Below are 24,292 nucleotides of genomic sequence, written 5' to 3'. Positions count from 1 at the left end.
AAATTTATTAAAAAAATATATATAATTTATATTATCAATATTAAAGGAGAGATATGATTAAACTTTTTAGAGAAGTTTTTAAATCCCTATTTAAAAATAAAATCACTGTAGCGGGTTTAACAATACTTATTTTCTTAACTTCAACAATTTTTACGATGTTAAACGATACATCAAAAGGTATTCAAAAACAATTCGAAAAATATCAAACAGTTTCTAAAAAACATGATTTAACTGTTGATTTAAATTTACCAACTAACGGGACTGCTTTTAATGATGGTTATTTTATTAATGGATTAACAAAAGCTGAAGGTGGTTCAGATTATGATAAACCAATAAGATATGAAGAAAAGAATTCAGTCGAAGAAGGTAATGCTATTAATTTTGAATTAATTAATCAAAATTATATTGAGTTAGGCAACTTTAGAAATGATCAAATAAATGACGAACTAAAAAATAAATATTTATTAGGACGTGATTTCAAAAATTTAATTAATAGTTATAATCCTGAATTATCTAATGACGAACAAGAATTATTATATTTAGATTATTCTGCTGATGATAAAAAATTAGTTTTTAAAAATAATGTAACATATCCTTTATATACCGTTGATACAAACGGTAATTTTGTCTTATCAACAAAAGGCGATATAATCAACAAAACTACTCCTTTTACTTTTGACAAACAATACACTTTATCAGATGTATTGTTAATTTCAAGTAACCCTGACGGTTATCTATTCTCTCAATTACAATCATTATTCATTAACCCTGTAACACATGAAATGACTTTTGACATACTTAAAAAAGATGAGTGGGAAGATTCGGTTCAAGTTATTAGATTAGACAAAGAATTGACACTTCAATTATTAGGGCTTAAAAAATCAGAAAACAGTGACTTTGCGTATGTGATTGATGAAACTTTAACACCTAAATTATATGATATGCCAGAAGAAGAAAATTCATATAATTCAACACCTTTAAAACACAACGTTGAATATTCAAGTGTTTTTGGAGACGAAGAAAAAGAATATTTTACGAAAGAAAAAATGACTTTCCAAAAAGGTCAAGAATATATAATTCCACTTGAATGAGCAGTTAAATTAACTAGAAAAACATTTTATAATAGAAAGTTATACCAAACAACATTTGTTGATGAAAACATTGATAAATGAAGTGGTGCTTATAAAAGTTATGTTGAAAGCTTAATGTTCGAAAATAATGGTCAACTACCAGATGAGTTTAAACAATTCTCATATTGAAATAAAGAAATATTACTTTATAGCTCAAATTATTATAATGATAATGGTGAAGTAAAATTATCTGACAAAGCAACTTTAGTTAGTGAACAATATCCAAACATTTCATATGATGAAATGAATACAAAAAACATTACTTTATCAAATACTACTTTACAACCTAAAAACTTTAAGTTCTCTCTTTTTGGTAATGACTTTAGAGGTTTTGGTAGTTCAAGAGAATACAAAACAATTTTACAAATTGAACATATACCAACTTTAAATAATGATATTTATGCTTCTTTAACCGATAAAGATTTAGCAAAGAATTCAATTAAAAAAATCAAAGATGGTGCTTTAGATATTGTTAAAAAAGAAATATACAATTTCGCAGAAAGAAAAGTTACTGCTCAAAATATAGGTATTAGAGAATCTATAACAGTTGATTCATTTAACGATAATGAAGGTAAAAAAGTTTACCACTTTGTAAACTTAGGAGATTCTAATAGAACTATTGATGGTGTTCAAAATAACAACAACTTACTTGTTAATGAAAAGAAACACCCTACACAAATTAATGATATTTCAGAAGATATAGCTAAGTACTTTAGAACAAAAGAAATATCACCTTATGTTACAAACCAAATTATAAATCAATCATTCTCTAACGTTTTACCTCACAACGATTACATCAGTCCTGACTTTTCTTTTGACAATGTAGTTTTTGTTGATAAATTTAATAATGAAGTTAAAGTCGTAAAACAAAAAGTTTATAAACTTGCACATTATAGAAACGATAATAATTTACCAATAACTAAATATAATGAATTTTCTGGGATAGGTATCTCTTTAGCTAAAAACAACAATAATAATATTATTAATCTATTAACTCCAGAATATAATGAAAAACAAGAAATAACAAGATGAATCAATTCTAAATATACTGATGAATATTCTGAAGATGGAATGATTCTAATGGAAAACTTCCTAAACTTTTTAAGAAAACATAGTTTAACCTTAAAAGTTGAGTTAAGCAAAGATGTTTGAGCTGAAATTTCGCATAACTATAAAAATAATGTTTATGTACCTTTTGGTTTCAGAGGACCAGAAACAGAAAGTTTAAACCAAGCATTAACTCAAAATACTCTTAAATTAGCTGTTGAAAAGATTGAAAAGAACTTCCTTAAAACAGATATAGTTAGAAAAGGTTTTGTTCAAAAAGAAACAATTTATGCGTTTACAAAAGCTATCCAAATAGCATTTGATAAAAACGATTTTGCTAAGATTTTCTCAAGCGGTGAGGTTAATTTAATTGTATTACCTAAAATGTTACTTGATGGTATCTATGTTATGTCTCATAACCCTAAAGGTGACTACTTTAAGAAATTTATAATTGATATTTTTGAAAAATCAAAAGAATATATATTAAGTCAACCAGAAGAAACAAGAAAAGAATATGTAGCAACTGAATTAAGTAAATTATTCAATCTATTTGAACTATTCTCACAATTTAATATTAACAAAGTTATAAACACATCGTTATTAGCTAAAATTTCAAAAGACCCAATAGTATTTATCAATAATATTATTAACTTAGTTAAATCTATAGATTTCATTAAATTTACTGATCAAATGCAAGATTTCTTTGATACTAAATACAATAAAGGTATTGAAGACGAAAAAGGAATCTTAAGACATAGAAAATTAAGTATTTTTGAAATTGTTATCAACCTTTTAAAATCAGTTGATCAAAAATTATTTAAATCAAGTTTAATCAACCTTTTAGACAATTTAGATACAACGTTATTAAAGAATAAAGAGTTTATACAAGAATTATCTAAAAACTTATTTGGTAATATACCTTCTCAAATATTAGATTTATTACAAATAATAGATGTCAACAATAATAAAGAAGAAAAAAACTTCGAAAACACAATTAACGGTCTTAAATTCTTTATTAAATTATTTGACCTAAACGTATTTATCGAAACAATGGAAAGTAAAATAAAAGTACTTCCATTTGATATAAAAAGTAAAGAATATAACAAATTATTTGATGATTATGTTGAAACAACAAGATATTACACAGCAGGATCATTAAATACATCAGATATTATTTATTCAGTTCTAAAGAGTTTCTTCCATTTACCGGGATCAAATAAACGTATTAAAACTGAAATAGCTAATATGCTTAACCTTTCGTTTAAAGGTTCAAGTATAGAAATAGATGAAAATGAATTTTTAATCATTCCATCAAGCGATCCAGATAAATTAGATTACTTTGATTTACTTTCATTATTAAACCCTTCAAGTGTAAATACCGGGTCAACAAATTCAAATGAATCTAGTTCTGAGACAACTTCAAATAAAACTGCTCCTGCACAAGGAAATAGTTATTTTGATAACGCTCTTAGTTTAATTAAGAAAGTGCAAAATAACCAAGTAGATGAGTGAGAAAAACTTACTAGTGGTGAGAAAAACGTTGCTAACTTTATTTTAGATTGAAATAAAGAAACTGACATTACAAGTGACGAGTTTAAAAATAGAGTTAAAGTTTGAAACGACATCATTACTTCTTTTGAATATAACAAACAAGATTTAATAAATTCAAAATTCAATGATTCAATTTCATCTTTATATAACTTCTATGCATTTTATGAAAACATAGATAAAAACTTTATTCATAACTTAATTTCAAAAACCCTTGGTAAATTTATCAAAGCAAAACAAGGAACTTTTGACTATTTAAAAGATTTCTATCCTATATTTAAAGTTTGATTTGACATATTTAATTTAGATAATAATATTAGTTTAGATAGAAAAATTCTCTTTGCAGAGAAATTACTTGAAACATTTAACAATGAACAACTTTTAGAATATGTAAATTCATTTAAATTATTCGAACCATACTCTAACATTGTTTTAGCTAATAAAACTAAATTTGGTATAACAAAAGGTCTTTCTGATTCATTTAAAATAAATGAAGAACTCTTCGCAAAAGAAAATGGTGTATATAAAAATGAATTATTTAAAAATTTAATTTCAGAATTCCCTGAATTCAAAGATTACTTTAAACAAAATGAATTTTTATTATCACAACAAGCATCATACATCGGTGCATCTCTGTTATATTCAAAATTAAATGATGAAACAACACAAATTGATGGAGTAAATATTCAATATAAAGATGTTCACTCAATAGTTGTTAATAATTTAATTCATAACATTTTTACAAATAAAGACTTTTATGCAAATATTAATAAAATAGATAAAGCATTAAATTCAGAATACAAATTCAATTCAATTGAAAAAATCGGTATTTCAGACGTATTAATAAATCCATTATTAACATTAAAATACCCTCAAGTTGTTTTATGATTATTAACAGACGTAAGTAGAAGCTCAGAAGCTTTAACAAACTCAAACATAGGTTACTTTTTAATCAACAAAACAATTGATTTAGAAGAATTGATATCTAAAGGTGAAGAAGTAACATACAAATTTATTAACTCATTCTTTAGTGAAAATATTATTATACCTACTATCGAAAGTGATTTAACATATAGTATTGCTTTAGATAACGATTTATTTGTTGATTTAATTAACAAAACACATAAGAATCCTGATTTATATAATATTTTTGAATTAAATTTAGTTGACGATATATTTAAACTAGTTAACTCAATTACTTCGTTAACTAAAATTGATAATATATTAGTATTTGATCAGCCTTCATCATATTTAGCAAAAGTTAATTATGCATTCTTATCAAGAAATAATAAAGAAATATATAATGGATTAATTCCAAAAGATCCGATTGAATTATTAGAGCTAGTTGAAACACTTCCTGAGAAATATTTATTAAACATTAATGGTTCAAAATACATTATTGTTGGCGACGATATTACATTTGACTATCTATACCCAATTCAAGACGAAAACAACATTCAATTAAATGTTGAAGACCAAGCTATTGTTTATGTAAATGACAAAGGTTTTGACAGAATTAGAAAAGCTAATGCAGGTAACTTAGTCAAAGAATACTTAACAATTAGAAATGATGTTAAACTTAGTGGTTTAAGCCACAATGAACTTAAAAAAGAATTAGAAACATTTGTCCAATCAAAAATTGATAATACAGTTGAATTACAAAGAGTATTCTTATATAACGAACTTGATCCAATTAACCCTGAACGTAGCATTAGAATTACCGCTATTGAATTAATTATTAATTCTGTTTCTAGAGTTTCTACAATTCTTTTAGTTATATTAATAACACTTGTTGTTGTTTCTGTTGTGTTTATTATTAAAAGATATATTTCAAACAAAAACAAGGTTATTGGTATTTTAGTTTCTCAAGGTTATACTTCTTTAGAAATTTCTGCATCTATGGTTGTGTTTGCTTTCTTCACAATCTTTACAGGTAATTTATTAGGTTATCTAACTGGATTTATGATGCAATCAGTTTCGTTAAAAATACTTCAAAATTATTGAACTATTCCAATCGAAACACTAGACTTTTCACCTGTTTCATTAATTGTAAACATTGTAGTTCCTTTAATAGCAATGTCATTATTAATAATTACAATATCATTACGTTCATTAAGATATAAATCAATAGACTTAATGTCTGGAATTGTAGAATTAAATACTGGTGAATTTTACAAAAAATATATCTCACTATTTAAAGGAAGAAGTGTTAAAACTAAATTTGGTGCTTCTTTAGTCATAAATAGTTTCTGAAAATTACTTTCATTTGGTGTTAGTGTTGTTTTAGCAAGTATAACAACAACATTTGGTTTCGCAACATTTGGCGTGTTTGAAAAATCTATACAAAATACTTATAAAAACAGATCATACAATTATAAATTCGATTTACTTTCACCAACTGATCAAGGTGGACCAATTAATAGCATTGACCCACAAAACATTGGTAATAATATTTATGTACCAGTAGGTGATGTAAAAGAAATTAACTCATATAATGCCGATTACTTTAAACCCGGTATTTCTCAAGAAATAAACATTAATAAGGATGGAATAGATAAAAACGGTAATCCACATCCGTTTGATGGACACTTAATAACACAATTCTCAGTTAATATTTCTGTTGATTCTGCTATTTCTATAAACCCATTTGAAGTGGTTTACAACTCACTTCCTGACTCACAAAAATCAAGAGTTATAAAATCACACGATAGTGTTGGTTATGCGTTAATGCTAACTCAAGAAAATGTAGTATTTAAAGAAAAAGTAAATAAAAACGATACACCAAAAATTGACATTGATAAAACAAGAGAAAATGGTGTAAACAATTTCTTCTTATATGTTCCTGATAATAATGATGTTATAAAAGGTAAATTCTACTTCATGAGATGAAATGAATCTGAAAAGAATTACTCACACGAAAATATAACTACATCAAAACATAGAGATGAGTATCGTCAATTCTTAGTAGATGCTTATAACAAAATGTACAAAATCAACAAGAACTTTGATTTTATGGTTTCATTTAATGGTATTTATTTAGATAAAAGATTTGATGAAACATATACATATGTAGATAGTATTCTAGATGAAGAAAAAATTAAACTTTATGGATATAAAGAAGATAGTAAACAAATCAAAATAATAGATCAAAATAATAAAAATCTACTTGTAGATATAAATAAAGTTTATGAAACTAGAGGTAGAGATGTTACAAAACCTATACCATTAATTATTAACTATGTTTCTAAAGGTAAATATAAATTAAATGTAGGAGATATCATTGATCTAGAAGTTTTAAATAGAACAGATAGATATTCATATAAATTAAACGAATTGTTAGGTGTTGAAGTTGAAAAACCAAATAATAGTTATAAATTTGAAGTTATTGCAATAAACCCTACATACATTAATAATGAGTTTATTATTCCAAAAAGAGCAGCTGATGAGATCACTGGAATTTCAAAATTAGTTGAAACTAAATTTGAAAAAATAAATTCAGCAGGAAATAATTCATCCGTTGCAGGACTAAATCCAGAAGATTATAAATTTAATGGTATTTTATCTAAACATAAACTACCTATTCAATTATTATGATCAGCAGGTCTATATTCACTAAGTGGATATTCACCAAGTGCAAGTTCATTTTCAACTAAAACTTTAACAGCACAAGATTTAAAAGATATGTTTGACGGTATATTTGCTACAAAAGAAGTTGTACCAAATAATAAAACAGATAGTGCTATGGTATCATTAGGATATGATATTTATGATATTATGAAGTTCTTAGATCCTACATTTAATAAGGAAAGAGATAACTTTGCGTTAGCTTATAAAAACATAAAAGAAAATAATGCTGCAAGTTCTATTGAAAAATTTGCAAACATATTCGAAGATAAACTTTTTGTAGCTTCAGCATATACAATTGACTCAAAAGAAATTGAAGTATCATTTACATTAAATATTGCAAAAACAGTACAAACAATTGTTACAATTGTTGCTGCATTGAGCTTCATTATTTCAATAATAATATTAATTATTATTTCAACAATTTTAATTAATGAAAACGAGAAAAATATTGCTATATGATCAATCTTAGGATATAACAGTAAAGAAAAAATTAAGATGTTCTTTGGTATTTACGTTCCGTTTATTATCGTATCTATCTTAATATCACTACCAATTGCTTTTGGTATGATGGTGGTATTTACATCATTCTTAACAACAGCCGCTTCTATTTCGATTCCGCTGGTGTTATCTCCATTAAATATATTATTAACAAGTAGCGTTGTGCTAGGTATATTCATGTTAACCGCTATACTATCATGGTTCAATATAAATAGAATAAAAGCTATCGATTTACTGAAAGGAAAATAATGACTGATAAAGATACACAAGAAATTACAACAGAAGTAAACAACGTTGAACCTGTTGTTGTTTCTAAAAAAGATTTAAATCAAAAAATAAATAGAAAAAATGTTTTTGAAGTACTTGATTCAGATACAAACAGTACTAAAATGATTGTTGATAGATCTATTGCTAGAAAATTAAATAAAGCTGCAAATAGAAGAAGACCAAAAGATGAATTTAAAACATTAAAAAACGATCCTGGTAAAATCATCGAAGTTAGAAATGTAAGTAAATATTACCTTTCTGGTAATACAGTTACTAGAGTTTTAAAAAATGTTTCTTTAAGCATAAATAAAGGTGAATTCGTAATGATTTTTGGTAAATCCGGAGGAGGTAAATCAACACTATTAAACTTAATTAGTGGACTAGACCGTCCTTCACGTGGTAACATTATAGTTTGTGATACAAACTTACCATATTTAAACGATTTACAATTAACATTGTTCAGAAGAAAAAATGTTAGTTTCATTTTCCAGAACTATAATTTACTACAAAATTTATCAGGTTATGACAACGTAGAAACAGGTGCTTACTTACAAAAAGATAAAGATAAAAGATTAAATATAGACCAATTATTTAAAGATTTTGATATGGAAGATGTTAAAAATAAATATCCTTCTCAAATGTCAGGTGGTCAACAACAACGTATTTCTATTTTAAGAGCTCTATCTAAAAACTCAGATATTATTTTTGCTGATGAACCTACAGGTGCTTTAGATGATAAAACTACTAAATTAGTTTTAAGTTACTTATATGATATAAATAAAAAATACGGAATAACAATCGTTATGGTTACTCACAACCAATACATTGAACGTATTGCTGATAAAGTTATCCATGTTAGAAACGGTAAAATAACAGGTGAAACTATTAACAGTAATCCTACACATCCTAACTTATTAGATTGAAAAGAATAATACTTATAGGCACAACTATTTCATAAAGTTGTGCCTATTTTTTTGCTTTTAGTTGTAAAATATATTTATATTAAACAAAAAAGAAAAGAGAAGTAAATGAATAAAAAAGATTGTGTATTATTTGGAATGAATAATTCTACTAAATTAGCAACCAAAGTTTCTGAATTATTAGAGTTACCTCTTTCTAAAGTTGAAAGAACTGTTTATGCCGATGGAGAAACAATGCTTGTTCCTGGTCAAACAGTAAGAAATAGAGATGTTTTTGTTATTGCAAGTACAAGTAGACCTGTAAACGAAAACATGATGGAGTTATTACTCTTTATCGATGCATTAAAAAGAGCTAGTGCAAAATCAATTAATATAGTTTTAAGTTACTACGGTTATGCAAGACAAGACCGTAAAGCTAGTGGTAGACAACCTATTGGTGCTAAATTAATGGCTGACTTATTACAAACAGCCGGAGCAACAAAAATTACTTGTGTAGACTTACATAACCCATCAATACAAGGATTCTTTGATATCCCTGTTGATGATTTAAAAGGTCAATACCCAATCGCTATGGCTTTAAAAAATATGAAGGAAAAATTTACTGTAGTCTCACCGGATCATGGTGGTACAGTTAGAGCTAGAAAATTAGCTGAACTAATCGCTGATACAGTTCAAATTTGTATTATTGACAAAAGAAGAACAGATGTTAATAAAACAGAAGTTATGGGTATTTTAGGTAACATCGAAAATAGAAACGCTGTTATTATTGATGATATTATCGATACAGGTGGAACAATTTTAAAAGCAGTTGATACATTAAAAGAAAACGGTGCTAAAAAAGTTGTTGTTGCCGCAACACACGGTATTTTCACAAAAGGTTTTGAGATGTTTGAAAACAACCCTAATGTTGAAAAAGTAATTATTACAGACAGTATTGATAACTATGAATTAGCTTCTAAATTTAGTAAATTAGAAATTATTTCTTTATCAGAATTCTTATCTAAAGTTATTAAAGCTTCATTTGAAGATGAAAGCATTTCACAAATTTATCAAGATTACAGAACAAAAATTTCAAAAATGTAATGAGAAAAACTCACTTTATAAAAAGTGAGTTTTTTGATAAAAATAAAACTCCTAATTAAAGGAGTTATTATTAATGTAATGTAAGTATTGTTCACAAATCTAACTAATTGAAACTAAGGAAAAAGAGTAATAATAATTTTAATTATGATATTTTGAAATTTATAAAGGAGAGAAAGAGAGAGTATTGACCTTTAAAAATAAACAAGAAAGAAAAACTAATATATTTTAAATTATAACTGTAACTAATTATTATATTGTATATGTAAGATTAGTTAGATTTGCACCAAACCCCTAAATTGGCTTGGAAAATTATTATATAACATTTTTATAAAAAAAACTAAAAAAAATATTTTTTTCATATTTGTTTGTATTTATAGTTTTTTTGTTTTATTAGTTTAAAAAATAATACGTATGAAACGTATTATTGATTAATTTTAATTAAAACCCCTTTATTTTTAAAAGGTTTTGGATTTTCTCCAAATATATTTTCATATAAATCAGGATAATCGATGAACGGATTTCTAATTTTTTGATATTTTGCTGTTTGATTATTTCTAGTCACATCAAAAATATCAACCGAATCTTGTTTATCTCAAATTTTATATACTTCTAAAAAGTGTTCGTTTATATATGGGAAGGATGTTGTAAAGATGCTATTACCATTACGTATATTTTTATCGTTATATGTAGCTATAAAATATAAGTATGTACGTGCTATATCGCCTTTAAATTGATCAACAGGCTCAAAAACAGTGTTTCCTCTATTATTTCTACCTAGTTTAGAGCCATTCTTAGATACTTTTGTTACGTTTGATACAATACCGTGCGGAAAATTACTTCTCATGTTATTTACTTTAATATCAGTAGGTCAAACAAATTGTCCATCACTTTTCATTGGGGATTGTTTATTAAATCATGATTGTGGAATCATATGTTCTCTATTTGTTCCATCACCTTCTCTACGTCCACCGTTAGTTACGTAATCTTCAAAATTATACGGATCTATTCCGCTAGGATTTTCAGAATAAACATCTAAAATAGTGTTATCTTTTTCGAAATAAATATCTCTAAAAGCGTTTGTTTTATTATAAAAGTTTTTTAGCTGATCGTATCCTTTTATGCTTTTAAAATGTGATTTTTGAATTCTTGTTAATTGATTTAATAACTCTCGTCCTGATAATCCATCCGCACTAGAATAGTATTTATTTTCGATATCATAAATATATTTTAATGAATCTGTTGAATTGTTTTCTTGCGCATTTACACCTTCATTTTGATCGTTTGAATCATTACTTTCTATACCGTCTTCTTTTTCGCTAGTTTGATCATTTTGATGTGTATTTCCGTCTTCAGTATTACCTGTTGAATTATTTCCGTCTTTTTCATTATTTTGATCATCTTTAACAACACTTTCACCTTCATTATTATCTAATGAGTTATCTTCGTTTTCACTTTCGACTTGATCGGTTTTGACGGAATCACTACTTTCATCTTTTGTATCCAAATCGTTAGTACTTTGATTTTTGGATTCATCAGAATCGTTTACGTTATTATTTACATTGTCCTCTGAATCATTGTTAATTTCATTGTTTGTAACATCACTATCAGATGAATTATTTCTATCTTCTTTTTCTATTGAATCTACATTAGTATTACTCTCTATTTTATTGTCTTTTTTACTATTGTCGATATTTTCAATTATGTTTTCGTTCTTTTCAATTGATGAATTAGTTGTATTTTCATCTTTTCTATTTATTTTTTCATCTATACCATTACATGATAAAGAAGCAATTGGTAAACTAGAAATAACTAAAGTCAAACCAATTGATTTAAATATTTTTTTAAATTTCATTTATCTCCTCTTTTTCTCGAGAGTATTATACTATCTACTCATTTAGTTTTGTAACAAATCTTAAATTTTAAAATATAACAATTATTTTAAATAAAAAACCGCATGGTTATGCGGTTATGATATATTTAATTAATTATTAATGTTAACTAAAACACCTTTGTTTTTAAATGGTTTTGGATTTTCACCAAAGATATTTTCATATAAATTAGGGTAATCAATGAATGGGTTTCTCATTTGTTCATATTTAGCAGTTTCGTTATTTCTAGTTATATCAAAAATATCAACTGAATCTTGTTTATCTCATTCTTTGTATATGTTTAAAAACTTACTTTCAATATAAGGGAATGAAGTTGTAAAGATACTGTTACCATTACGTACGTTTTTATCATTATATGTAGCTATAAAATATAAGTATGTACGTGCAATATCTCCTTTAAAATGATCAATTGGTTCAAAAACTGTTTGACCACTATTATCTGTTCCTAGTTTAGAACCATTTCTAGATGTTTCGTCAATACTTTTTACAATCCCGTGTGGGAAATTACTTCTCATGTTATTTACTTTAATATCAGTAGGTCAAACAAATTGACCATCATTTCTCATTGGTGATTGTTTATTGAATCATGATTGTGGAATCATATGTTCTCTATTTGTTCCATCACCTTCATTACGACCACCAACTGTACCGTAGTTTCTAAATGTATAAGGATCTTTTCCATCAGGATTTTCTGAGTAAACATCTAATAAAGTATTATCTTTTTCGAAATAAATATCTTTAAAAGCGTTTGTACTTCCATAAAGTCTTTTTAGATCATTGTATGACCCGATTCCGCTTAAGTGTGATTTTTGAATTTTTGTTAATTCTTTTAATAATGCTTGACCAGATAAACCATCAGCACTTGCGTAATAGTTGTTACTTGCATCGTAAACATATTTTGATAAGTCAACTGTTGCGGAATTTCCTGAATTATTTCCGGCTCCTGTTGAAGAACCTGCATTTGAACCATTACCAGATTCTGTTTTTTGTGTAGCATCATTACATGATATAGCAATAATCGGTAAACTTGATGTCGCAAGTGTTAAACCGATTAATTTAAATATATTTTTAAATTTCATTTATCTCCTCTTTTTCTTACTTTTATTATACTATGTATATGCTTTAACTTCGAATAAAATAACAAAAAGTGAAGAATTATAGTAAAAAACACAACCATTCGATTGTGTTTAAACTAATTATTCCGCATTATATGCGTTGAAATATAATTCGTTAAGTGATTTATTATCTTTTCCTATATATTCAAAATCAAAATCATTATTTATAATTTGAGTTGCAAGTTTTTTAAATATATCTTTTGTTGAATTTATTAATAATGTATTGTCGTTTAATTCTCATGTATAGTCAGATTCGTTTAATGTTAAAATAAATTCTTTAATTTTATTTATTTCATTAGAAACTACTTTAAATCTATTTTCATTTTGTTGTCTTATGTTATTAACAGTTGTATTTTCTTTTACTTGACCATTTTCCATAATTGTATATGAATCAATATAAATTTCTAATTCACTTAGGATATGGCTTGAAATAAAGATAGTAACACCTTTTTGATTTAATCTTTTTAATGTTTCGTATAGATCTATACGAGCTTTAGGATCTAAGTTAGCTGCAGGTTCGTCTAAAATTAATAATTTTGGATCATTAATTAATGCTTGAACTAATAAAACTTTCTTTTGTTGACCGGAAGATAATTGGCCACCTTTTTTGATATAAATTTCTTCTGGGATTGCCATTTCTTTTAGTAAAGCATCAACCTTTTTGGTTGCTTCTTCTTTTGTAAGACCTGATAATTCACCAAATGTAATTAAATATTCATAAACATTAAATGTTTTAGGGAAAGTTGCAACTTCAGGGATATAACCTAAAATCTTTTTAAAATTATCATCTTTAACATTAATTCCATTTACGATTACTTCACCTTCATAATGTGGATAAAATCCTAAAAGAGTTCTAATTGAAGTGGTTTTACCTGCTCCGTTTGCACCTATAAATCCATGAAATTCACCAGTTTTAACTGTGAAATTAATTTTATCTAGGGCTTTTTTATGTTTTTTAGTGTTAGTAAATATTTTTGTAACGTTTTTAAATTCTATCATTTTATTCATAATACCTCCTATACACTAAATTCTTTCTTTTTATTTAAGAAATATCCGGCAATTAACAGTGATGTACTTATTCCTAAGTATAAAATCATTGTTACATATCATGGTAATATGTCTACGTTGTTAACTTTATACATTGTTTGAGCACCTTTTTCAACAAATGTGAACATTGCATTATTTGAACTTACAACAATGCTATTTTTAACTGATTCTAAATCATTTGTTTTTTGTAAATAGAATGCTGAAGTTTGTAATGTATTAATGTTATTTAATAATACAAGTGATCTTTTGATTAAATTATCAACTGTTTCGAGTGAAGTGTTATTAAATTTAACGTCAATAATTTTACTTTCTAATAAAGCAATTTTATCTTTTAATGATGATGGAATTAATGATTCTAGATCACCAAAATTAGGTTTAGTAAATTCTGGTTTTTTATTATTTTTTAACATATGATTAATAAATTCGTCTACACTAGTTGAATTTTTTAATTTTGTTAATAAATCTTTTTGTTCTTTTTGTGTGTTTGCAAATTTGTTAAAGTCAATTTTGCTTAATTCTGCTTTTATTTGATCAATTAATTGAGTTGCGAAATGTTTTAATGATTCGTTGGTAAAATCAGATAATGTACTTCTGTCTGTTCAGTTTTCTTTTGATCATTGAGTTATGTTATTTTCGTACTCTTTTAATGATGCTAAAATTTTATCTTCTGAATAATTTTTAACATCACTTGCTATGTTAAATACAGTAACATCTACACCACTATAATCAACGATAATGTATGGGTTAATTACTATATTCTCTGTTGAATTTGAAATAAATTTAATAGCATGTAAAGCATTAATATCTTTATAATTTAATGTATTTTCAACTTTTACACCATCATTAAATGATGGACCTAAAGTAGCTCCATTTGATTGGACATTTCTAAAACTATAATCTTTATTTAAGATGTAATATTGTTTACCATCACTTGTTGTGATTAAGTTGTTTTCGTTGAATAATTCGCTTTGATCTACCTTTGTTAATGTAGAAACTTGGGCTCTTTTTTCGTTTGCGAATGTTGCAAATAAGTTATTGAATTGTAAACTTAAATCTAAAAATGGTAAAAAGTTATTAGGGTTTAAGTTATAATCAAAAACATTATCAACATCCTTTTCTTGTGATGGGGTTACAGCTACATATGATGTATCGTAACCTTTTATATAGTTGTTGGTTGACTTACCATTTTGTTCTACTAAATTACTATATTTAGAAGCTAAATTGAATTTTTTAGAACCTGCACTACTGCTATTTACGGCATTCATTTTATGACTTGTTGTTGCTGTTACGATACCACTAGATGTTTGTAAAACAAAAAATATTGAAAGTAATGGAACGGCTGTTACTGCTATAAATCCTTTTTGTTTCATTTTTTGAGCAACAATTGCTGAAATTGAAACTATAAGAAATGAAAGTAATGTTAATGTTAAAAAGAAATAAAATGGATATAAGAACATTTTACCAATAGTAATTGCTTCATTAATTACTATTGCTCTACTTATTAATGATATTAAAACTATAACTAAAGTAGTTATTACATTAAGAATTGTAGTGACTATTAACGATGTAAGAACATTACTAAAATATAATGTTTTACGCGAAATAGGCTTAGATTGTAAAATATATTGCATCCCTTCATTTTGAAACATATAAAATATGTTTTTAATTAAAAGAAATGCAATGAATAAAAATCAAATGATAATTCAACCAAACATTCATTGCGCGTATAATGCTGATGTTGACGCTTCTTGATAGAAAGGCGCTGCATTTGCGTTTGCTTTTTCTTGTACTAATCAAATGATTGCACCGATTATTTGTAGGATAACCAGCATAACTGTTGATATTATTGTACTTTTGTATCTAAAAATTGTTTTTAGACCAAATTTTATAATTGGTTTCATTTTTCTCCTTGTTTGTTGTTTATCGTTTTATTATACACTATAAATACTTTTAAATATTCAATTTTAAAAATAAGCATTTTTATAAATAGAAATAAATTTTTTAAAATTGAATTTTTAATATTATTTTTTAGTAATTAAAAAATAAACTAATTAATCTTAAAATTATTTTTTTGCTACTAATTGTATTTTAAAGTTTATTGCATAGGCTTAAAAGAAAATATAAAATTAAAAAAATGACGCATAAAATAATGCGTCAAATATTAATTATTGTATGTTTTTAATTTTTTCAATAAATTGAATATCTTCTTGTGTGAAATCAACGTTATTATCAATTCAAACCTTACGTTTTGAAGCATCTTTACCCATAAAAGTACTTACTCTTCTTTCTGCTAAACTAGCATCATCGATTGTAACTTTTATTAATGTACGTGTTTCTGGATTCATTGTTGTATCTCACAATTGGTCAGCGTTCATTTCACCAAGACCTTTATATCTTTGTAATTCAATGTTTTTTTGTTTTTCTATTATTCTATTTAAATCATCGTCGTCTCATGCGTATTCGATAGTTTTTTTAGTTTTATTTGTAACCTTATATAGCGGCGGAATTGCTATGTAAACCATCCCTTTTTCAACTAATGGTTTCATAAAACGATAGAAGAAAGTTAATAATAATATTTGAATATGTGAACCGTCGGTATCAGCATCGGTCATTATAATAACTTTATTATAGTTAGATTTTGATACATCAAAATCGTTACCAAAACCAGCACCAATTGCGTTGATTATAGTAATAATTTCAGCGTTTTTAAGTAAATCTAGTGCTTGACTTTTTTCAGCATTAATTACTTTACCACGAAGTGGTAAAATAGCTTGAAACTTACGATCTCTACCACTTTTTGCTGAACCACCAGCAGAATCACCTTCGACTAAGAATAGTTCTTTTTCAGATGATTTGTTTGAAGTAGCAGGTGTTAATTTATCACTAATAACACTTTTTTCTTTAAGTTTTTTCTTTGAAACTCTTGCGTCATCTTTTAATTTACGTTGTTGCAATCTTATTTCGTAAGCGTTCTTAATTTTATCTAGAACACGGTTCATTTGGAATTTATTTTCATAAAGTCATAAACCAATATTTCTATATACAATATCTTCTACAACACTCATTGCTTCAGGAGTACCTAATTTATCTTTTGTTTGACCAACGAATTCAAGAAGGTTTTCTGGTATTTTAACTGATAAAACACAAGTTCAACCTTCTTTGATGTCATTTAATTCAAAATTGGCTTTATTTTTTAAGTATCCTTCTTTTTGAGCGTATTCATTAATTATTTTTAAAAGACCTCTTTCGAGTCCTTTGATATGTGTACCACCATCTCTAGTTTTAACATTATTAACAAAACTTAATATAACATTTGAGTATGAATCGGTTCATTGGAAACCAAATTCAACTTCTATATTTTTCTTTTCTTCCTTAAATGAAGCAGGATTTGTTAAATATTGTTTTCCGTCATTAATAAAATTAAGGAATGATTTAATACCACTATTGTATTGATATACTTCATGAAATCCTGATTCTTCGTCTGATACTTCAATTTTTAAGTCCGAAACTAAAAACGCACTTTCTTGCAATCTTTCTGAGATTGTGTGGATGTTTAATTTAGCTTTTTTGAAAATGTTATAATCAGGTCAGAATTCAACGGTTGTACCATTTTCTTTTGAAGTCCCTATAACATGGGTTCTTTCGATAATTTTATCTTGTTCAAAAACGGTTCTATAAACCTTTTTATCTCTTGAAATTGTTGCAATTAATTTGTTTGATAGTGCGTTAACAACTGTTGAACCAACACCGTGTAGACCACCGGCAGTTTTATAAGTTCCAGAATTGAATTTTCCACCTGCGTGCAAGTCTGTAAAGACAATTTCTACAGCAGTCTTAGTATCACCTTTTTTCTTATCAACAGGGATACCTCTACCATTATCTGAAACTAAAACTGAACCATCTTTACGTAAAATTACTTTAATGTGGTTAGCAAAACCTGAAAGTGATTCGTCAATTGCGTTATCAACTATTTCTCAAACTAAATGGTGTAAACCCGAAACATCGGTACCACCAATATACATACCTGGACGTTTTCTAACGGGGTCGAGACCTTCTAATTTTGTTATACTATTTGCGTCATACTGATTTTTTATCATATCTAAATTATATGTTATTTTTTATTTAACCTAAATAAAGTAAGAATACAAAAAATATGCTAAAGATTATTTAACATATTTTTTGTATTCTGAATAACCTTCTTGATCCATTTGGTCAAAAGGGATAAATTTAAGTGACGCAGAATTGATACAGTATCTTAATCCGCCCAATTCTTTTGGTCCATCATTAAAAACGTGACCTAAATGTGAATCGGCATTTTTTGATTTTACTTCTATACGTTGCATGTTATGTGAATTATCTTCTAATTCTTTAATAATTTCACCACTAATAGGTTTACTAAATGCTGGTCAACCACAACCTGAATCAAATTTATCGGTTGAAATAAAAAGTGGTGTTCCGTCAACTATATCAACATATATACCTTTTTCAAAATGTTGATCGTATAGATTATCAAATGGTCTTTCTGTATATCCTTCTTGAGTTACTTTATATTGCAATTCATTTAAGTGATCTAGTTTTTTATCCATGTTTCTCCTTTTTTGAGAAAAATTATAATTAAATTTAAAAAAATAAAAAATATTTTTGTGTTTTAAAAATTTGATGTATACTATTATCAGTAGCAAGAGCAAGAGGGCCCACCTGAATCCATTCCGAACTCAGTAGTTAAGCCTCTTTACGCCGACGATAGCCAAATGGTGAAAATAGGGAGCTGCTTTTTTTATACTTTTTTTGAGAAAAAAGTATAAAAAGCTTACTTGCAGTTTAAAACAAATTTTCATACATTGTAAAACAAAGATTATCTTTAAAGTATGACTTTTCTTGGTTGTATATAGTTGTTTTAGTAAATTTATTTTTTAAATTTTAAAAACATAAAATATAAAAATTTGTTTTACACTTAGAATTTATACAATCATTAAATTTATACTTTTTATCAAAAATACCGAAATAAAAAGAACATTAAAAATACATATAAAAAATTTTTATGTTTATAATTTTGGTGTATACTATTATTAGTAGCAAGAGCAAGAGGGCCCACCTGAATCCATTCTGAACTCAGTAGTTAAGCCTCTTTACGCCGACGATAGCCAAATGGTGAAAATAGGGAGCTGCTTTTTTTATACTTTTTTTGAGAAAAAAGCATAAAAAAGGCTGCTTGAAATGTAAAACAAATTTACATATATTTAAGTGAAGATAATTTTAGTAAAAAATGATTTATTCACCTTGCGAATAGTTGTTTTAGATATTCTGTAACTTTAAAAACACATATTTTATTTTGTTTGATATATGAAAAAATTCAAAAATATGTTTTTTACAAATTCAGTCAAAAGTTAATCAGAAAAACTTTAATGGTATAATAAAAGAAATAGTAATAAAAATCGGAGAGAAAAATGAAAAAAATTAAATTTATTTTAGGGTCAACAGTGGTTGTTCCTATGATTGCAGGACTTTCAACAGTTGTATCTTGTGGTAGCCCCGCACAACCTAAAGAAGTAGATGATAAATCTAAAGAACAACAAAAAACAGAAAATTCGGAAGAAAATAAAAAAGCGTTAGAAACCGAAATTTCTACACAATCTAAAAATATAGTCAATGATGTAGAAAAAAGCGTAAATAATGTTTTAACTGTATTTAAGAGCGAAATTCAAGCGGTAAACGTTGTTGAAGATAGTGAAGAATATTTATTACCTGAAAATTCAAAATTATTAAAAGTAATTAGTCATCAAAACACAGAAAATAAATGAGTTATTTCGAGTGTACAATATAACATGTTTAAACATATACTTGATAACGATATAGTGAGCAACATTATTAAAAATGTTGAAGTAAAAGGAAAATTAACTGAGATTTCGAAGTATGTTCTTGAAATATTTTCTGAAGTAAGTAAAAGTTTTGGATTAACTTATAAAGAAACTAAAGATGTTATTGGTGATGAAATTTTACCTTTAATAAAAAGTATTTTAGATGTTGATAAAATATTAAGTATTTATACTGAATTTTCAACTTTCAATAAAGATGAAGAAAAAATTAAAGAACTAGAAGCTAAAATTTTTGAAAATTGAATAAATAAAGATGCAATTAATAACATAATAAAAACTTATATTACAGGATTTATAAGAAAAGAAACAATTGCAAATATTATTAAAGAAAAAGAACTTAAAGTTGCTAATGTTAAATCATCATTAGAAAAACTTTTTGCGATTGACTCTATTTTTGCAATATTATCAAAAAATAATAGTAACGAATCGAATAGTAATCCTGTTATTGAAAAATTAAACAGTGCAGAATTTAATAATATGCCTGAAGAGCTTAAAACTATGATTCAGGAAACTTTAATAAAAACATTCGAAGAAATTAATAGTAATGTAAATTCTAAAATTTTACATATAACTGCATCATTCAATGAACTTCAAGTATTAATTTTTAAAATGATGTCATCAATAGAAGAATAATTAAAAAATTTCTAAAACAACTAATGGAAACATTTGTTGTTTTTTATTTAAATTTAATTTAAATTTAAACTATAGATAATATCTATAATATTTATTAGCAAATAAATTATTATTGTGCTAAAATTTTAAATATGAGTAAAAAAGATTATTATGAAACACTAGGTGTAAAAAAAGATGCAACACAAGCAGAGATTAAATCTGCATACAGAAGCTTAGCTAAAAAATACCATCCAGATAAATTAAAAGATGGCACAAGCGATCAAAAAATGCATGAAATAAATGAAGCCTACGAAATTCTTTCAAATGATGAAAAAAGAAAAATATACGATCAGTATGGAGCCGATGCTGCTCAAGGTAGAGCTGGAGCAGGCGGATTCAATCAAGGTGATTTTAGTGGATTTGGTGGCTTCGGAGGATTTGAAGACATTTTCGAAAATATTTTCGGCGGTGGATTTGGTTCTAGAAAAAGTCGTAGAAATAGTAATGAACCTAGAAAAGGAAGTGACAAACAAGCTTATAAAACAATAAGTTTTATGGAGGCTTTCAACGGTGTTCAATTTAAAGAAAAATTAAGTAAGTATGAACTGTGTTTACAATGTTCTGGAACAGGCGCAAAAGATAAAAATTCCTTTAAAACATGTTCTACATGTAATGGTTCAGGTACTGAGACAAAACAATACAACTCAATATTTGGAAGACAAATTCAAAAAGTTGTTTGTTCAACATGTAATGGTAGCGGTAAAATGATAACCGAAAAATGTACATTATGTAATGGAGAAAAATATACTAAAACTACAAAAGTTGTTAATATTTCAATTCCAAAAGGTGCTTCAAATAACCTTGTTATCAAGGCTGAAGGTTTTGGAGACAAAGGTCATAATGGTGGTCAACCCGGTGATTTATACTTACAAGTGTATGTTCAAGAGCATCCATATTTTAAACGTGATGGTTTAGATTTATATCTTAATTTTGATGTATCGTTTATAGATGTGTTTATGGAAAATGAAGTGGATGTACCAACTCCGCATGGAACAACTAGAATCAAATTGAAAAAAACATATTCAAACGGTAAAATTATTAAAATACCAGGCAAAGGTATGATGACATCATCAAGAACAGGTGATTTAAGAATTCAAATTAATATTATTGTTCCTGACCTTGGTAGAACTGATAATAAAAAAGTTAACAAACTTTTTGAAGAAATAAAAGATAAAACAAATTCTGAGTTTGTTAAATCAGTAAATCATACTTTAAAATAAAAAAGTTTAAAAAATAGATAAAAAAGTGCTTTTTAGTGCTTTTTTTCTTTTTTTTATGTATAATTTAAAAAAAGAAAGCGAAAGGATATTAAATGAAAAAAGTATTATTTTTAGATGGTGCATTCTTCACAAACGAAGGGTCATATACAACAACATTATTAAACGAATTTGAAAAAGTTTTAGACAACGTAGAGAGGGTTAATTTATCTGGTTCAGAATTTGATAAAACAAGCTTATCACAAACAAATATTGCAACATATTGAGCAGATGTAAATTCAGACAAATGAATTAACAAATTAAAAGAAACAGATTTATTAGTATTATCATCAACAGTTGTTAACTTTAACGTTCCTACATTAGTTAAAAACTTTATTGATGCTATTGCGGTTGCTGACAAAACATTCTCATACAAATTATCAAAAGACGGAAACCCTGTTGGTTTATTAAACAACTTAAATGTTGTTATTGTTAGTTCACAAGGTGGACCAAAATCTCCTAATAAAGAATCAATTCAAAATCAATGATTACGTTCAGCATTCAAATTTGTTGGTGCTAAATCAATCAACTTTATTGAAGTTTACGGTACAAAAGTTCCAGGTATGCTTGATTCTGACACAGTTGCTTACGCAAAATCACGTGTTGCAGAATTCAAAGAAATTGTTGATAAATTATAATTATTAATATAATAAATTCAAAATCAAGTGTTAATTGCTTGGTTTTTTATTTATCAAAAAATAATTTTCTTTATTAAAAATTTAAAAAAGAAAATTTAAGTTTCGGGCGTTTAAGTAAAAATAATGTATCATTACTCTATGAGAAATAAAAAAATTAAAATAAAAAAGCTATTAAAATATAGTTTATTAGTATTACCAATGGCTACAATATCATGTGGTAATTATTATTCTGTAAGTAAAAATGAAAATAAGGAACAAACGAATGAATGAAAAGAAGATATAAAAAATAATGTTGTTGTTTCTAATATTTTAGAGCTTCAAGATGAAGCTGATGTTAATTTTTACTTTTCAGGTTGAGGTATTCAACCTTTCTATAATTTAATTCGTTTAGCTATGCTATCTAAAAAAGATGTTAAATATTACTATGATAATTCTAAAGAATTTCAACTAAATTTAAATGTAAATGAATTTAGTGCTTTCTTAAATGAAAAAAGAAAAGTTGATTCACCTACTGAAAATTCAATTGAAGCCATAAGTGGTGAAGAAAATGAATATTATCAAATTGCAGATAAATTCGCAAAAGAAAATCCAAATAAAAAAATAAATGTATTCTTTAATTCAGACCATTTGTTTAACTATAGTAAGAAAAATGCCGTTGATACTTTTGAAGAATTAACAAAAAATAAAAATGTAACTTTAATAGGTATTGAAGATTCTGATTTATTGGGAGATTACTTTTACAATGGATTTTGAAATACTGATTCATTTAAAGATGTTTGATTTGATAAAGAAAATAATGAATGATTAGTTCCTACTCCTGGTTACACAAATAGACAAAATCAATATTTATTATTTAATAAATATGATAATGTTAAATTTTTATGAAGTAATAAAAATTTAGTTAAAAAATTAATTAATTTAGGGTTTAAAAATGTGTATTCATTTTTAAACGAAGAAAACAAAGAGTTAAAAGATGTTATTTTCACAACAAGAGATAACGCTACCGAAAAGGCAAAAAGATTATCTGTATACTGACCTAAAATTATTGGTTTAGATTGAAGAAAAGAAAAAGAAATAGTAGATCAAGCAAAAGCTAAAAATAATAAGCCTTCATTAATTATTTTAGGTACAAATAGTTATAAAAATGATGTATATTCAATTGACATAATTTTAGAAAAATATAAAGATAAATATAATTTATTTTATAAAGGCCACCCTGGAATTAATTATATTTCTAGCGAAATTTCAAAGAAATACAGTGATGAAAATAATTTAGTTCATGTTTTAGAATCTCAAATTCAATCAGAAGAATTAACAACAAATCATGCAACAGAAGAAGACGGATTATTCTTTGAAAAATGAGTTGGTTTAGATAGTATTTCTAGTGCGTTACGTGGAATTAAAAATGGTAAAAACACTATAGATGATTTATTAGCTGTTTATGATGTTGGTAAAGGTAAATTTATAGTTAAAGACGAAAGTGAAACTGAGTTCAATGAATCAATTGAATTATTAACTCAATATTTAAATGAAAACAAGTAAGAAAATAATTTTATCCTTATTATTAGTGTTATTTACAACAACACTAATAATGTCAATTATCATAACTCATTATTCTAATTGAGATAATTTATATAACGGACCTTCTTTTATTGCGAAAATGTATGATTTAGTTAATT

Annotated in this window: 13 protein-coding genes and 2 rRNA genes; 9 read left to right on the top strand and 6 right to left on the bottom strand. The window is 26.1% G+C overall.

Annotated features, from left to right (window positions below; genetic code table 4):
- The first annotated feature begins 53 nt into the window (after positions 1–53).
- From HTZ87_RS03475 to HTZ87_RS03465, 3 genes are all read left to right on the top strand, one after another.
- Positions 54–8,099 (top strand): ABC transporter permease, encoded by an 8,046-nt coding sequence (locus HTZ87_RS03475; RefSeq protein ID WP_174893162.1) that lies wholly within the window; start codon positions 54–56, stop codon positions 8,097–8,099.
- Entirely contained in the window at positions 8,099–9,049 is a 951-nt protein-coding gene (locus HTZ87_RS03470) for an ABC transporter ATP-binding protein (protein ID WP_174893161.1), read from the top strand. The genes HTZ87_RS03475 and HTZ87_RS03470 overlap by 1 nt, the downstream gene beginning before the upstream one ends.
- 96 nt (positions 9,050–9,145) lie before the next feature.
- A complete protein-coding gene (locus HTZ87_RS03465) occupies positions 9,146–10,120 on the top strand; it encodes a ribose-phosphate pyrophosphokinase (RefSeq protein ID WP_174893160.1) in 975 nt (324 codons plus the stop codon).
- A 421-nt stretch (positions 10,121–10,541) separates the two neighbouring features.
- Here HTZ87_RS03465 and HTZ87_RS03460 read toward each other — a convergent pair whose 3' ends face one another.
- The 6 genes from HTZ87_RS03460 to msrB form a co-directional block, all read right to left on the bottom strand.
- On the bottom strand, positions 10,542–11,972 hold the full coding sequence (locus HTZ87_RS03460) for an endonuclease (protein WP_174893159.1): 1,431 nt from the start codon (positions 11,970–11,972) through the stop codon (positions 10,542–10,544).
- A 129-nt stretch (positions 11,973–12,101) separates the two neighbouring features.
- The gene (locus HTZ87_RS03455; protein ID WP_174893158.1) at positions 12,102–13,088 is read right to left on the bottom strand and encodes an endonuclease; all 987 of its coding nucleotides are present in this window, start codon (positions 13,086–13,088) and stop codon (positions 12,102–12,104) included.
- Between the two features lie 117 nt (positions 13,089–13,205).
- Positions 13,206–14,132 carry an ABC transporter ATP-binding protein gene (locus tag HTZ87_RS03450; protein ID WP_254616015.1) on the bottom strand — a complete coding sequence of 309 codons (927 nt, stop codon included), beginning with the start codon at positions 14,130–14,132 and terminating at the stop codon, positions 13,206–13,208.
- 8 nt (positions 14,133–14,140) lie between these two features.
- Positions 14,141–16,072 carry an ABC transporter permease gene (locus HTZ87_RS03445; protein WP_174893157.1) on the bottom strand — a complete coding sequence of 644 codons (1,932 nt, stop codon included), beginning with the start codon at positions 16,070–16,072 and terminating at the stop codon, positions 14,141–14,143.
- A gap of 264 nt (positions 16,073–16,336) precedes the next feature.
- Positions 16,337–18,268: a type IIA DNA topoisomerase subunit B gene (locus tag HTZ87_RS03440; protein WP_174893156.1), complete on the bottom strand. Its 1,932-nt coding sequence runs from the start codon at positions 18,266–18,268 to the stop codon at positions 16,337–16,339.
- A 66-nt stretch (positions 18,269–18,334) separates the two neighbouring features.
- Positions 18,335–18,757, bottom strand: a complete 423-nt coding sequence (msrB, locus tag HTZ87_RS03435; protein WP_174893155.1) for a peptide-methionine (R)-S-oxide reductase MsrB — start codon at positions 18,755–18,757, stop codon at positions 18,335–18,337.
- 85 nt (positions 18,758–18,842) lie between these two features.
- Between msrB and rrf (HTZ87_RS03430) the strand changes: the two genes are divergently transcribed.
- The 6 genes from rrf (HTZ87_RS03430) to HTZ87_RS03405 all read left to right on the top strand — a co-directional run bounded on the left by rrf (HTZ87_RS03430) (position 18,843) and on the right by HTZ87_RS03405 (position 24,155).
- Positions 18,843–18,948: ribosomal RNA gene (rrf, locus tag HTZ87_RS03430) — 5S ribosomal RNA — on the top strand.
- Positions 18,949–19,239: 291 nt separating this feature from the next.
- Positions 19,240–19,345, top strand: a 5S ribosomal RNA gene (gene rrf / locus HTZ87_RS03425).
- A 273-nt stretch (positions 19,346–19,618) separates the two neighbouring features.
- Entirely contained in the window at positions 19,619–20,680 is a 1,062-nt protein-coding gene (locus HTZ87_RS03420) for a hypothetical protein (RefSeq protein ID WP_174893154.1), read from the top strand.
- Positions 20,681–20,811: 131 nt separating this feature from the next.
- Positions 20,812–21,939 (top strand): DnaJ C-terminal domain-containing protein, encoded by a 1,128-nt coding sequence (locus HTZ87_RS03415; RefSeq protein ID WP_174893153.1) that lies wholly within the window; start codon positions 20,812–20,814, stop codon positions 21,937–21,939.
- A 92-nt stretch (positions 21,940–22,031) separates the two neighbouring features.
- Positions 22,032–22,613 (top strand): FMN-dependent NADH-azoreductase, encoded by a 582-nt coding sequence (locus tag HTZ87_RS03410; protein WP_174893152.1) that lies wholly within the window; start codon positions 22,032–22,034, stop codon positions 22,611–22,613.
- 138 nt (positions 22,614–22,751) lie between these two features.
- Complete coding sequence (locus HTZ87_RS03405) at positions 22,752–24,155, top strand: hypothetical protein (protein WP_174893151.1); 1,404 nt, start codon at positions 22,752–22,754, stop codon at positions 24,153–24,155.
- Positions 24,156–24,292 lie beyond the last annotated feature (137 nt).

Source organism: Mycoplasma sp. OR1901, from assembly GCF_013348745.1.
GTDB lineage: Bacteria > Bacillota_I > Bacilli_A > Mycoplasmatales > Metamycoplasmataceae > Mycoplasmopsis.
This window is presented reverse-complemented; position numbering and strand designations above follow the sequence as displayed.